At 50.2% G+C, this 15,474-nt stretch carries 7 protein-coding genes; 6 read left to right on the plus strand and 1 reads right to left on the minus strand.

The features are described 5' to 3' along the window. Positions 1 to 24: 24 nt before the first annotated feature. Positions 25 to 2,295 (minus strand): 5-methyltetrahydropteroyltriglutamate--homocysteine S-methyltransferase, encoded by a 2,271-nt coding sequence (gene metE / locus WN56_RS11435; protein ID WP_046075123.1) that lies wholly within the window; start codon positions 2,293 to 2,295, stop codon positions 25 to 27. Between the two features lie 56 nt (positions 2,296 to 2,351). On the opposite strand from metE, the gene WN56_RS11440 reads away from it, so the two are divergent. The 6 genes from WN56_RS11440 to WN56_RS11465 all read left to right on the plus strand — a co-directional run bounded on the left by WN56_RS11440 (position 2,352) and on the right by WN56_RS11465 (position 15,439). After that, positions 2,352 to 3,293 (plus strand): LysR family transcriptional regulator, encoded by a 942-nt coding sequence (locus WN56_RS11440; protein WP_231637433.1) that lies wholly within the window; start codon positions 2,352 to 2,354, stop codon positions 3,291 to 3,293. Between the two features lie 222 nt (positions 3,294 to 3,515). Then, a complete protein-coding gene (locus WN56_RS11445; RefSeq protein WP_046075124.1) occupies positions 3,516 to 9,803 on the plus strand; it encodes an Ig-like domain-containing protein in 6,288 nt (2,095 codons plus the stop codon). 63 nt (positions 9,804 to 9,866) lie between these two features. Then, a complete protein-coding gene (locus WN56_RS11450; RefSeq protein WP_046075125.1) occupies positions 9,867 to 12,029 on the plus strand; it encodes a type I secretion system permease/ATPase in 2,163 nt (720 codons plus the stop codon). Then, positions 12,029 to 13,423 (plus strand): HlyD family type I secretion periplasmic adaptor subunit, encoded by a 1,395-nt coding sequence (locus WN56_RS11455; protein ID WP_231637435.1) that lies wholly within the window; start codon positions 12,029 to 12,031, stop codon positions 13,421 to 13,423. The genes WN56_RS11450 and WN56_RS11455 overlap by 1 nt, the downstream gene beginning before the upstream one ends. A gap of 25 nt (positions 13,424 to 13,448) precedes the next feature. Then, the gene (locus WN56_RS11460; RefSeq protein ID WP_046075126.1) at positions 13,449 to 14,840 is read left to right on the plus strand and encodes a TolC family outer membrane protein; all 1,392 of its coding nucleotides are present in this window, start codon (positions 13,449 to 13,451) and stop codon (positions 14,838 to 14,840) included. Then, positions 14,837 to 15,439 carry an OmpA family protein gene (locus WN56_RS11465; protein WP_046075127.1) on the plus strand — a complete coding sequence of 201 codons (603 nt, stop codon included), beginning with the start codon at positions 14,837 to 14,839 and terminating at the stop codon, positions 15,437 to 15,439. The genes WN56_RS11460 and WN56_RS11465 overlap by 4 nt, the downstream gene beginning before the upstream one ends. Positions 15,440 to 15,474 lie beyond the last annotated feature (35 nt).

Raw genomic sequence — 15,474 nt, forward strand, 5'->3', positions numbered from 1 at the left:
CTGACGCAGCGCCATTGACGCTGGTTATTGGCGAAGTGTTTTCGCCGCAGCGACCATGTTTTCTAATGCTGGGATCACTTCATCCCATTGCCGGGTCTTTAATCCACAGTCCGGGTTCACCCACAACCTTTCTTCGGGGATCCGCGCAGCGGCTTTGTTCATCAAGCCCACAATTTGTGCTTGAGTGGGCGTATTGGGGGAATGAATATCGTAAACGCCTGGGCCGATGTCATTGGGATAATCAAAGTGATCAAACGCGTCCAGCAGTTCCATATCCGAGCGTGAGGTTTCAATGGTGATGACGTCAGCGTCCATATCCGCAATCGATGCAATGATATCGTTAAACTCGGAGTAGCACATATGGGTGTGGATTTGCGTCTCGTCACTCACGCCATTAGCCGCAATTTTAAACGCATTGATGGCCCAGTCGAGATAGTGTTGCCATTCACTGCGACGCAGAGGTAGGCCTTCACGCAGGGCTGCTTCATCAATCTGAATGATCTTGGTGCCAGCTTTCTCGAGATCTTGCACCTCTTGACGGATCGCCAGCGCCAGCTGGTTACAGGTTTGCGATCGTGGCTGATCATCGCGGACAAACGACCAGTTGAGAATCGTCACCGGTCCGGTAAGCATGCCCTTGAGCGGCTTATCGGTGAGAGATTGTGCGTACTGCGTCCATTCTACGGTCATTGCTTTCGGGCGTTCGATATCACCAAATAAAATCGGCGGCTTCACACAGCGAGAGCCATACGATTGCACCCAACCGAACTGGCTAAACACATAACCATCCAATTGTTCGCCGAAGTATTCCACCATGTCATTACGCTCGGCTTCACCGTGGACCAAAACATCGAGCCCGAGAGCTTCTTGTTTGTCGACCGCATGGGCGATCTCTTTGCGCATAATGTCCTGATAGGTCACCGCATCAATCTCGCCTTTTTTGTATTGCAAGCGCGTTTGGCGAATGGTGCTCGTCTGTGGGAATGAGCCAATGGTAGTGGTCGGGAAGCGTGGCAGGTTGAGCTGCTCGTGTTGCAAGCGAATGCGTTCTGCAAACGGGCGTTGTCGCTTACCCAGATGCGGTGTAATCGCCGCCAATGCAGCTTGCACATTAGGGTTGTGCACGCGTGGTGACTGCTGACGACTCTCAATAGCCTGGCGGTTGTCGGCCAGTGCTTGTTGAACGCTTTGCTTGCCATGGTTGAGCGCGTTGGCAAGCACATCCAATTCATCAAGCTTTTGATGGGCAAAGGCGAGCCAGTTTTTTACTTCAGGATCGAGCTTGTGTTCGCTGGTCAAATCGACGGGCACATGGAGCAATGAACAAGAGGGGGCGAGCCAGAGACGATCGCCCAGTGCTTGGTGAATGGGTTCAAGCCAAGCTAGCGTGGCATTAAGATTGGTTTTCCAAACGTTACGGCCGTTAATCACACCAAGAGACAGAACTTGGTGATCGCCAAGTGCTTCTTGGTACGACGCAACATCCCCTCGGCCACGAATCGCATCCAGGTGCCAACCGTCAACGGGCAAGGATTGCGCCAATTGACGATTTTCAGCTTGCTCGCCGAAGTAGCTTGCCAGCAATAACTTCACGTTGGTTTGGCTTAGCGTCTGATACGCGGTTTTTATTGCTGTTTGCCACGCAGGGGCAAGCTCAGTGACCAAAATAGGCTCATCGATTTGAACCCATTCAACACCTTGTTCTGCCAGCGTGCTCAGGAGCGATTGATAAACTGGCAAGAGTTCATCAAGCAGATCCAGCTTGTTAGAGGCATCTTTTTCTTTACCTAACCACAGATACGTGACGGGGCCGACTAAAACAGGTTTGGCCTGAACACCGGTTTGTTTGGCTTCTTCTATTTGCGCCAATAGATTTTCAGCATGCAAGCTAAAGGTGGTTTGTGCTGTGAATTCTGGCACGATGTAGTGATAGTTGGTGTCAAACCATTTGGTCATTTCACCAGCGTGGACACACTGGCAGCCAGTATCGTTCGCCGAGCGGCCACGGGCGACGCGGAAATAGTTATCGAGGGTGTTATCTTGATGATCAGCCACACGATCAGGGACATTGCCGACTAAAAAGCTGGTGTCGAGTACATGGTCATAAAAGGAAAAGTCACCCGCTGGAACGGCATCGAGCTTACCTTGTTGTTGCCAATGGGTACGGCGTAGAGCCGCCGCAGTATTGGTTAAATCTTGCTGGGATGATTCGCCACGCCAGTAACGTTCGAGTGCAAATTTTAGTTCGCGCTGTGCCCCTATGCGGGGAAAACCGAGGTTATGAGTTTTAGCCATCTATACGTCCTCCTTTGGGTTGAGTTCAGCATAGGGCTTTCTCGTTATGAACTAAAATGGCATTATTTCATCAATTAATGAAATTTGGTCATGGAAAAGACATGTTAGAACGTCATCATCTTCATATTCTGCGTGCCATCAAAGAGCAAGGATCGCTTACCGCCGCGGCAGAGACGCTTTATCTCACCCAATCTGCCATTAGCCATGCGATGAAAAAATTAGAAAGTCAGATAGGCGTTAGCCTGTGGAAAAAATCAGGCAGACAATTACATTTCACTCAGGCTGGTGAGTACTTGCTGACCCTCTCTGAGCGTATGCTCCCTCAATTTGAGCATGCCGAGCAGCAACTTAAACAATTTGCACAAGGTCAGCGCGGCACCCTGCGCATTGGCATGGAATGTCACCCCTGCTATCAGTGGCTGCTTAAGGTGGTTGAGCCTTTCTTGCACCAATGGCCGGATGTGGATGTTGACGTGAAACAAAAGTTTCAATTCGGTGGTCTAGGGGCATTATTTGGTCATGATATTGATGTGCTCGTCACTCCGGATCCCTTGTTTAAACCAGGTATTGAATACGTTTCCGTGTTTGATTACGAATTAGTGCTTGTGACTCATCCACAGAGCCCGCTGGCATCGCAGTCTCATGTCGAACCCCATCAGGTGACACAAGAAGTGCTCATTACCTATCCTGTTGACCAAGCGCGTTTAGATGTGTTCACGCAGTTTCTCGCCCCGGCACATTGTGCGCCACGCAAACACAAAACCATTGAAACAACAGATATTATGCTACAAATGGTTGCCGCAGGCCGAGGCATTGCGGCCTTACCGAAGTGGCTGGCAAAAGAGTACCAACAACAACTTAACTTACATGTTCTACGTATGGGAAAAAGCGGCATCAATAAAGCCATCCATCTAGGAATACGTGCTGGAGAGAAAGAGGATTATATCGAGGATTTTATTCGGCAGGCGAGTGTGATCAGTATTCATCACAAGCTGTGATGCACATGGCACAAGAAAGTGGAATAACCTCTTCTTTGCAAATAACTTTCGTGTCATCGCACTGCCGTAGTTTCAGTCTCGTTGTTGTCTCATTTTTGAGCCGTATAAAGCGCACATTTCCTAGTAAAATCACTTTCGGATAAGTCTAATTAGACCGATAATGTACCAAGGTTCGCTTTTTCTGAAAGCAGATCACACTTTGTTTAGCTAAAGAGTCCGGCTATGAAATCAATCTCGCTATCTCGCAACGTAATTGTCGAAAATATTCAAGGAAACGGTGTTGTTCTTGTCAATGGGGCGCCTATGACGGTTTCTGAGGGAATGTCATTTCCCGCAGGAACGGAGCTTGTATTGCCCGACAACAGCGATGCTGTGATTGCATTGAGCAACGGCGTATTGCTCACTTTGGAATCGCAAGGCGGTGAGCCCGGCTCCTTGATTGATAATTTGCCGCAAGACGTGCAAGACGAAATAGCCGACATTCAACAACAAATCTTGGAAGGTGAAGGCGAGATCACCATTCAAGAAGACCAAGCGACCGCTGCAGGTGGTGAAGCAACGGGTAGTGGCTCATGGAGCTATGTCAACTTGGAGCGAGATGGAAGCGAGACCATTGCGAGCTCTGGGTTTGACTCTGACTCGATTGCCAACAATGCAGGCGCAATTGGCACGGACGAAGAAGACGGTTTTGGTCGCTTGGTGGACGTTACTGCCCTCAACGCTCCTGGGGTCACTATCCTCAACGATGCAAACAATGATGGTGTGATTAGCAGCCAAGAAATTGGCGACGGTATTCGAGTGTCTATCGATCTGACCGGCACCAACGCCAATCCAGGCGATGTGTTAACGGTGAATGGACAGACGTTCACTGTGACGGAAGATAATATTACTGATGGATCTGTCATCGTCACCCTCCCGGATACGCCCGCAGACGGTGAAACGCTTACCGTAGAAGCCACCATTACCGATACCTCCGGCAACACCTCAGCGCCGGGGAGTGATCAAGCAGACATTGATACCAGCGCGGACGCGGGCACGGTCAGCGTGAACAACATCACCAGCGATGACGTGATCAACGCGCAAGAAGCGGGCGAGACCATCACGGTCACCGGCAGCGCGAGCGGCGGCGACATCGCCGCAAACGATCCGGTCACCATGACCATCAACGGCACCGAGTACACCACCACCGTGGATGAAAACGGCGAATGGAGCGTGGACGTGGCCGGCAGCGACCTGGCAGCGGACACCGAGTTCGAGGTGATCGTGAGCTCGACAGATGACGCGGGCAATACGGTAGAAAGCACTGGCTCATCAGAGCATACGGTGGATACCCAAGCTGGTAGCATCAGCATTGCCGATATCACTGGGGACAACCAGATTAATGCTAATGAAGCTGATAATGTGACCATCAGTGGTAGTACGAATGGTATTGAGGACAACCAAACCGTGACTATCACTGTAGATGGTACTGAAGTGGGGACTGCGACAGTTACCGACGGTGAGTGGAGCTTGGAAGGTGTAGATCTAAGCGATTTTGCCGATGGCGACATCACCGTGGTTGCATCCGTGACGGACAGCGCGGGCAACCCAGCGAGCGACACAGAAACCGCGACGTTGGATACCATCATTCCCAATCCCCCAGTCATCACCAATATCACCGATGACTCAGCTGGTAGTGATTACAGTGACGTCACTATGCACGGAACGGGTGAGCCTGGTGAGACGATTTCGATTTATTTCGAAGGTGAGACTGGGACACCACTCGCTCAGGCAACAGTGCAGGCAGACGGTTCGTGGACTGTTGATCTAGAAAGTATTGCCAGTATTGGCATTAACGAAAATGTTCGTTTAGAGGCGGTACAAAGTGATGATGCAGGAAATCAAAGCGAACCGTCGGAGGCGGTTCATTACTGGCACGGCAACTGGGCCAATGCCAATACCGAAACAGGTGATGATTACGTACTGACCGGCGGAGACAATGATACGGTTAATATCATTACTGATGATGCTAACGATCAACTCGTCATTGACGGTGGCGCAGGGAATGACAAGGCGGTATTTAATGCGAGTGTCGACAACCTATCGTTCAGCAAAGATAGTAATGGTTACGTCATTGTTGAAAACAGTGACACCGGAGATCGTGTTGAGCTGCGTGATTTTGAATCGATCAATATAGATGGCGATGACAAGAATATCGATGAACTCTTCACGCCGACTGTCGATATTGTCGAAGATGCCGATGATGATGGCGTGATTAGCAGTGCCGAGCTCGATGGCCAGGTCGACGTTAACGTCGAGTTGCCAGCCGGTGCCGTGGCCGGTGACACCATCCGTGTCAGCGATGGCACCACCACCAACGAGATAGTGTTGGTCGAGGGCGACATCGACAACGGCAGCGTAGCGACCTCGTTCGATGCGCCAGCGGAAGGTGAAACCCTCACCGTGACCGCAGAGCTGGAAGACCAGTTCGGCAATACATCAGAACCAGGCAGTGATAGCGCCGTGATTGACACCCAGGCGGGTGACGACAACACCGCGCCGACGGTCACCATCACCGAAGATGCCAACAATGATGGCGTGATCAGCAGTGACGAGCTCGATGGCCAGGTCGACGTTGAAGTCGGCTTGCCAGCCGGAGCCGTGGACGGTGACACCATCCGCGTCAGCGATGGCACCACCACCAACGAGATCGTGTTGGAGCAGAGCGACATCGACAACGGCAGCGTAGCGACCTCGTTCGATGCGCCAGCGGAAGGTGAAACCTTCACCGTGACCGCAGAGCTGGAAGATCAGTACGGCAATACATCAGAACCAGGCAGTGATAGTGCAAGAATAAACGCGACACCTGATTCAGACGACATACCTGTGTCGACTGATGAAGATAGCGTGTTAACGGGTAACCTTTTACAAGACGGTAATGCAACAGATAGCGATGGGGATTCGCTCACCGTCACTTCCTTCACTATTACTGGTCAAACTGAAACCCACGCCGCGGGTGAGTCAGTCGCGATCGCTGATGTCGGTGAAATTACCATTGGCGAGAATGGAGATTATACCTTTACACCAGCAGAGCATTGGAGTGGTGACGTACCGGATATCACCTACGTCGTTCAAGATGAATACGGCGACACCACGGAGGCAACGCTTGATATCAGTGTGACGCCTGTGGCTGATGCCCCTGAGCTCTCACTGGGTACGCTTGAGTTGGACTTTGTTTCCACATCTCTTAACGCATCAATTTGGAATTCGGTTGATGTGGGTAGTCCAAATGGTGCAGGTCAAGGTGTTGATGCCGAGACGCTGATCAATGCCGTGAATGGCGCTGGAGATCCAGACTCTGAGTCAACGACCAACGGCGCTTCTGTCGACTCCAGTTCGGGGCTCGATGCGAGCCAGGCCATGGTGACTTCAGGATTAATCTATCTAGAGGCAGGTAAAAGCTACAGCTTTGGCGGGTATGCGGATGACAGTGCTGCAATCGTCATTGGTGGCGAAGTGGTTGCGGAGGGTCGATTTGGCAGTCACGGTACCTCTCCAGGCGGTGCAAGTGGAAGGGGGCAATTCAGCGGCGAATTTATGCCATCAGAAAGTGGCTATTATTCGTTAGACGTTTACACCCATAACCAAAATGGTCCGGGTGGGTTCGACATTGAAGTCGCCGTAGACGATGGCGCTGCCGTTGATTTAAATACCAGCAACTTTGATCTTGCGCCAAATACCGATGCGCTAGAAGACGGTGGCTTAAGTGTCAAAGATTACGAAGGCGATGGCACCGGCGGCTATTACATTATTAATGAACCGGGTGAAGGGCATGCTGGCCAGCCGATTAAGTTACCACCAATCAATGCTAGCTTGGTAGATCAGGATAGCTCTGAGACGCTGAGCCTCACGTTAGGTAATATTCCTGAAGGATCGACATTGTCCGACGGTAATCAGGAAGTGATTGTCGAAAATGGCTCTGTCTCTATCAAAGATTGGGATTTGTCTAATCTTTCCATCTCTGTGCCTGAACCGCATGAAGGCGAGATCAACCTGGAAGTGACGGCAACCAGCACGGAGAATGGTAATGGCGATACGGCGAGCGTTACGGAAGAGATTCCAATTTCTGTACTGCCGATCTCGAACGGTTTGTCGGTCTCTGCTTCGTTGTCGTATTCAGGCGATAACCACTCGGCAAATGAGCTTATCGATTACGCAGAACAGCATGATGGTGGGTCATCTGACCAATATGATCAAATAGTTAGCGTTGGTGATAGTAGCTCAGGTGCTGTTGATGTAAATACGGGCAATGGGAATGATCTTATTGTTGGTGGTAATGGCGATGGTTCATATGCGTTGCGTGGAAATGATGGTGATGATGTCTTTGTATCACGAAATGCGAGTGCTGCCTCAACGGCTTATTATGGAGGAAGTGGTGATGACACTGTCTACCTCCAAGGAAACCGTGAAGATTATCAAGTAGAGACTTTTAACGGTTTTAGCGATGCGGTTCGCTTAGTTTACCAAGATGACCACACGCAAAATGCTAATCATGATCTATACAGTATCGACACTGTCTATTTTGCGGATGGTAAGTATGTCGTTGACGATGGTGAACTGACCAAAGTTGCGGATATTGTGCAGCTGGATGTTGATGTGACGTTGAACGATACCGACGGCTCTGAACAAATCACATCAGTGATTATATCGGGGCTGCCGGAAGGAGGCAGCGTACCAGATGGCGAGCAGCTTGATTCAGGTGATTGGCAAGTGCCGATTGATGCACTGCAGCCAAACCCAGGCTCGGATGCTGGTTTCTCCGTCACGCTTGAGTTGCCTGAAGGAAGTGCGCCTGATTTATCCGTGACTGTTGGTGCGACAGAAGTTGATGAAAACGGTAACCCTGTCGACTTGCCTGAATATGCAACGGCGCAACCAGGCACAGCCGTGCTGCCACCGAGTGATCCTAATGGTGATAACACAATTGAAGGAGGCTCAGGTGATGATGTTATTCTTAGTGATATTGGAGGGGTGGAAGATAACTCGACCGCGCCAACAAACTACAATATCGCATTAATTGTTGATACATCAGGCAGCATGGGAGACCGCCTTGAGGATTGGAGTCATCAGTCTAAGCTCGATGTACTCAAAGCGTCGCTGAAATCAATGCTGGCGAATATCGCCGATCATCCTGGTGAGATTAACTTGTCGTTGGTGGACTTCAATAGATACGCAGATATAAAAATTGATGTTGATGATTTCACGGGATTGAGTGAGCACCAGTTTGAGCAGCGTATCGATAATGTGATCGACCAATTGCATGCTGGCGGAGGGACCAACTACGAAGCTGCCTTTAACAAAGCATCTGATTGGTTTAACAGTCATTCGAATGCTAACAGTGAAAATCTGTCTTTCTTCTTAACCGATGGCAAGCCTACTTTCTCAACCAGTAGTGGCATGCAGACTGGATGGGAAATGGATCGCGCTGAGCTCGTGGACTCCATTCAGGCCTATCAGCAATTAGCGCAACAGTCGACGGTGAGAGCCATCGGCATCGGTGATGGTATAAACGCTGATGTGCTAAAGTATTTTGATAATACCGATATATCAGGTACAGACACTGTTTATGATGAATACTATCACTCTCATACAGTTAATGTGGGTGAGGTTGAGGTTGTTTATACTGCCAATGATCTGAGTGCAGCACTCGATGAAGGCGCTAAAGAGATCAATATGCTTCCCGTCGGTGATGATGAGGTAATCGGTAATGCCGGTGACGATATACTCTTTGGCGATGTCATTAACACTGACAACCTACCTTGGGGTGAAAATGGTCTGACACGGCCAGAATCGCTACCAGATGGATCGGGCGTGGACGCGTTAACCACATTCCTTGAAATGAAAAATGGCGCAGCGCCTTCTGATATCGAGCTGTATCAGTACATTAAAGATAACCACGCGTTATTTAATGTCGACGGCGATACCCGAGGTGGCGACGATACTCTCGAAGGCGGAGAGGGTAATGATATTCTCTACGGTCAAGGCGGTGATGACACACTCATTGGTGGGCGAGGTGAAGACACATTAATCGGTGGTACCGGTAGCGATAAATTCCAGTGGTCTCTAGAGGATATGCCATCTTCTGCCGACGGAGATGAGTCAGAAACCGATGTGATCATTGATTTTGACAACCAAGGTGATTCACAAGATACCCTCGCGTTTGTCGATGATTTAACCCAGCTCATTAAAGATGGCCAGGTATCTATTTCATGGCAAACCACAGACAGTGGTGAGGCTGAGGGCACGTTAACTATCGGTATTGATGCCGACGGCGATAGCCAAATGGATCAACATATAGATATTGAAAGCCTGAGCGTCGTCACCAACGGTGGTCAACAAGAAGTCGTGATCAACACCTTGATTGGTGGTCAAGAAGGAGAGCTACGATTGACGCAAGGTGATGATCATGCTGAACTTTCAGTAGGAGACAGCCAAGACCTCGAAATCAAAGTGGATACGGCGGACTGGTAATCGCCATCAGGCAGCGGCTATCATGTCGCTGCCTGTTATTTTTCGGTCAAAAGAGAGACGTAAGTGACTGACCAATCAAGTAATAATCAATCCGTGCAATGGAAGATAGCCGCGGGTGAGCAGCCTACCGACGATCCCTTGCTGGATTGCTTGGTATTGCTTACCGAACACTATGGCACACCCTGCTCGGGCGATGCGTTAGTCGCGGGCTTGCCGATGACCAATGCGTTACTCACTCCGGATATGTTTCCGCAAGCGGCGGGCCGAGCGGGTCTTGCTGCGCGTTTGTCACGCCGTAATTTGGATAATTTAGGGCCACTGCTCTTGCCCTGTGTGCTCTTGCTCGCCGATCAAAAAGCCTGTGTATTACGAGAGATCGATAATGAAGCGGGTACCGCGTTGATTCAGTTACCAGAAAATGGTGGTGAACAAACCATGCAGCTCGAGGCGCTCGAGTCGATGTATGTGGGTTACTGCTTTTTGATTAAGCGGCAATATCGCGGCGATCAATCGGTCGACTTGCACCTTCATGACAATAAAATCCACTGGTTTTGGCAAACGGTCAAAGACGCAGCACCTATCTATCGCGATGCGTTATTAGCCTCTGTGCTAGTGAACCTATTCGCGCTGGTCTCGCCGTTGTTCGTGATGAACGTCTACGACAAAATCGTCCCCAATTTGGCGTTTGAGTCCTTGTGGGTGTTAGCCAGTGGCGCGACGCTTGCATATTGTTTTGACTTTTTAATGCGCAAGCTTCGTTCATATATGATTGATATGGCGGGTAAGAAGGTCGATATTATCGTCTCCTCTCGCCTGTTCGCGCGGCTGATGGGCACACCGCTTGTCAATCGAGGAAGCAGTGTCGGTGCAACCGCAAAGCAATTGGGTGAATTTGACTCAGTGCGCGATATGCTGACGTCAGCGACCATCACGACCTTGGTGGACCTCCCGTTTGCCGTCTTTTTTGTTGCCATTATCTATTTGGTGGCTGGGGATCTTGCGATCGTCCCTGTCGTGGCGGGTTTATTGATCTTAGGGTATACCGTCTCGGTGCAGCCTAAACTACGTGCGGCCATTGAAGAGAGTAACAAGTACGCGTCCGAGCGCCATGGCCATTTGATCGAAAGCCTCTCGGCACTAGAGGGCGTTAAAGCCAGTGGTGCGGAAGGGATTGTGCAGCGTAGTTGGCAACAAATGACCGCGCATACAGCCAATTGGAACTTTAAAGTCAAACAAATCACCAATAATGTCTCTTACATTGCTACCTTTATCACCCAAATGATGGCAATCGCGGTGGTGATCCTGGGGGTATACCGGGTGGCGGACGGGGATATCTCCATGGGCGGGATCATCGCTGCAGTGATGCTTTCCAGCCGGGCGGTGTCACCGATGGCGCAAATGGCCAGCTTGCTCAATCGTTGGAATCAAACCAGTACGTCACTGCGGCAGCTAAATGCGATGATGGAGCAAGAGGACGAATTTGCTGACAAAGGACACTTGGTCAGTCGCAAGCGCTTAAAAGGCGAGCTCAGTGCGGATAATCTGGCTTTTAACTATCCAGAGACAGAAAAGCCTGCCCTATATCCGCTTAACTTTCGGATTCAACCGGGTGAGGTGATTGCCATCTTGGGGAAGAATGGCTCAGGAAAAACGACCTTACTGAAGCTGTTAGCGGGGCTTTTTCAACCTAACCAAGGTAGCTTACGGTTTGATGGCGTGGATAGTCGCCAGATACATCCATCAGACCTGCGTCGCAACGTGGGCTATTTGGCGCAAGATGTGACGCTGTTCCACGGCACCATTCGCGAAAACATCATGTTTGGAACACGCCAAGTGACCGAACACCAACTGATGCGTGCGGTTCAGCTGTCAGGCGTGAGTTTGTTTACTGCGCAAGATCATGAAGGCTTGGACAAACAAGTCGGGGAGCGCGGTGAAAGACTGTCTCGCGGCCAACGGCAAGCGGTTTCCTTGGCGCGAGCATTACTTAACGAGCCCCCCATGCTCGTCATGGATGAGCCGACGGCCAGCCTAGATGCACATGCCGAAAACCAGTTTATTAAAGCGATGGAAGTCGCTGCGAAGTCGCGCACCTTGGTCATGGTGACACACAATATGGCCCTCCTTAACATGGCGCAGCGTGTGATTGTGATGGATAAAGGTCGAATTGTAATGGATGGCCCGCGCGATAAGGTATTGAGCAAGCTCAATAAAGGAAGTGTGTAATGGGCAAAATGGTTAAAAAAACGAGTCAACCCACCGATCTCGACATGGTTGATGACGTTTATGGCGCCATGATGACAGACACGCCGCTCAAGTACAGAGCCGTCGTTTGGGTGGCTTTGCTCCTTATCGTCAGTTTTATTGTTTGGGCCGCTTTTGCTGAGCTTGATCGTGTGACGCGCGGCAATGGCAAGGTTATTCCGCCGTCTCATGTTCAGCTTATTCAGAGCCTAGATGGTGGCATCTTACAAGCCATGTATGTGGATGAAGGTCAACTGGTTGAAAAAGGGATGCCTTTAGCGCGTATTGATGACACACGCTTTCGCTCTGACCTTGCTCAACAAGAGCAAGAGGTCGATAGCCTGCGCGCGTCGGTGACGCGGATGTATCATGAGCTTGATAGTGTCACGCTACAACCGGCCAGTAAGCCGTGGCAACAACAAATCGATGTCACCATGCGGCCGATGACGTTTCCTAATGAATTAACCAGCAGAAAACCGAATTTGGTTGCACGACAAAAATCGGAATACCGCAGTCGTCTTGAGAGTCTCAGTAACCAATTAGAAATCCAAGCTCGTCAAATTGTACAAAAAAAACAAGAGCTGGAAGAGGTCGCCTCTAAAATAAAAACCTTGACCAACTCGATGTCAATTATGCAGCGTGAGATCAATATCACACGTCCTTTAGTGGAAAAGAAGATTGTCTCAGAAGTGGAACTTCTCAAACTAGAAAGACAGATCAATGATATGGACGGTGAGCTGACCAACTTAAAGCTTTCGCGGCCAAAGATAAAAGCCTCATTGGATGAAGCGATATTAAAACGCCGAGAAGCGGCTTTGCAATTTATCAGTGAAACACGGGCTAAACTGAGTGAAACAGAGGCACGTTTATCACGATTAACAGAAGCGAAAGTAGGCGCTCAAGACAAGGTGAATAAAGCGGTTATCACCTCTCCGGTTGATGGCACGGTGAAAACAATACATATCAATACCCTCGGTGGGGTCGTTGAGCCGGGCGAAGATGTGATTGAAATTGTGCCAACAGAAGATCAGCTGCTCGTCGAAGTGAAAATTTTGCCAAAAGATATCGCCTTTCTTCATCCTGGCCTGCCAGCGGTGGTGAAAGTAACCGCCTATGACTTTACTCGTTACGGCGGCCTGGACGGCACCGTCGAGCACATCAGTGCGGATACGACGCAGGATGAAGAAGGCAATAGCTTTTATTTAGTACGGATAAGAACGGAATCATCACACTTAACCAGGGAAGATGGTACGCCTATGCCGATTATCCCCGGCATGTTGACGTCGGTGGATATTATAACCGGGAAGCGTACCGTGCTTGAGTACATACTCAATCCTATCTTACGAGCAAAAGAAAACGCACTACGTGAGCGCTGAGAAATAGACTAGTAGGAGTAACAACGTGCTGAATTTCTCGCATGTGGTCAATAAAAAGCGTATCGCGACGCTTACCCTGGCAATGAGCTTAAGCTCGCCGGCTGTGATGTCGCAAACCCTAGAGCAAGCGGTGGCGCGCTCTTTGGAATCTCATCCGCAAATTCGCCAAGCGTTTGCACGATATAAAGCCAGTGAGCAAGCTATCGAGCAAGCACAAGCGGGGTATTACCCTACCTTGGATGCAACCGCGGGTATGGGCTGGGAGCGCACAGACTCACCAGCCACTCGCCGAGATACCACCACCGACGATGAGGTTGATTTGACGCGCCGTGAACTGGGCGTGTCGTTGCGTCAGGTACTTTTTGATGGCTTTCGCACACAAAACGAGGTCTCTCGCACCGAGAATGAAGCCACTGCTGAACAGTGGGCACTGATAGCGACCGCTGAAGACAAGGCGTTGGAAGTGGCACGCGTATATTTAGATGTACTTGTGGCTGATGAAGTGGTGACGTTGGCGGAGAAAAACTTGGAGAATCACCAAGAGATTTACGATGCCATCAAAGAGAGCAACGAAGGTGGATTTGCTAAAGCCAGTGATTTATCGCAGGTAACAGGGCGTTTAGCGCGAGCTAACGCTAATTTAATGTCTGCACGTAATAATTTAGCGGACGCGCGCAGTGCGTTCACTAAAATGGTGGGTGTAGCCCCTGAAGATCTTCACCTGCCGAGGCCTGATGAATCCATGTTGCCTTCGTCATTAGATGCGTTGCTGGCGCGTGCACTGGAGACACACCCAAGGCTACGCTCGGCACAAGCGGATATTGCGGCGGCGAATGCGGCTCGTGACGGCTCGCGTGCGGCTTACTTGCCTGAGTTCAATTTAGAAGTAGACGCTAACTGGAACGATAATGTGGGGGGAGAAGACGGTGCCGGCCCGCCAGATGTTGGCGGAGAGAACAACAATGTCCAGGCAATGGTGCGTATGCGTTACAACTTGTTCAACGGTGGCGCTGACCGAGCGCGTGAACGACAAACGGCCTATCAAACCATTGAGGCGCGTGAAATCAATGAAATGGCGCATCGTGATGTCATTGAGGGCGCAAAATTGGCTTGGAATGCTCGTACCTATCTTGTACAGCAACGCGATTTTATGCGTCAACATGTCGAAGCGGCAACGGACACCCGTAATGCTTACCGAGAGGAGTTTCGTCTGAATGCGCGCACATTGTTGGATGTGCTAGATTCGCAAAATGAGCTGTTTGAAACACGCCGAGAGTACCTGAGCAAAGAAGCGGACGAACGTTATGCGCAGTATCGTATTTTGAACGCAACAGGGCAGCTTTTAGCCTCCTTACGGGTCGATGTGCCTGCAAGTTGGGATACAGAGTCTTTGACGGGCCAGGAGCGTGAACAATGAAACAGCTAAGCATCGTTTTAATCACTGGACTATTGCTTGGTGGCTGTGCCCCGCAAACTGTTGAACCTATGGAAGACACTGTGACGCAAACTCGTGATCTAACGGATAGCGATAAAGACGGCGTGATTGCCGCTCGCGATCAATGTGGTGACAGTGTTGAACAAGCCAAGGTGAACAATGAGGGTTGCCCAAGTCAGCGAATCGAGCAAGAGTCGTTTGAACTCAACGTTCAGTTTGCGACTGCGTCTGCCCAAGTTCGCGAAGATCAGTATGCAGATATTCGCCGTCTTGCTGACTTTATGCGTCGCTATCCCCAAGCAACCGTGACGATAGAGGGTCATGCGAGCAAGGTGGGCAATGCGTCTTACAATATGCAGCTGTCTCAACGCCGAGCGGAAGCCATTGCCAATGTGTTAGTGACACAGTTCTATATTGATAAAAACCGCGTAGATGCGCAGGGATTTGGGGAAACCCAACCGCTGATTGATGACGAGAGTGACCGAGCGAATGAACAAAATCGCCGTGTGATAGCGTCTGTGTCAGGCGAACATGGGGTAACAGAGAAACGATGGACTATATATTCGTCAGAAGAGCAATAGTTCAGCGAGATAACCTAAACATGAAAAGAGGCGTG

It is taken from the genome of Salinivibrio sp. KP-1 (assembly GCF_000968645.1).
Classification (GTDB): Bacteria; Pseudomonadota; Gammaproteobacteria; order Enterobacterales; family Vibrionaceae; genus Salinivibrio; species Salinivibrio siamensis.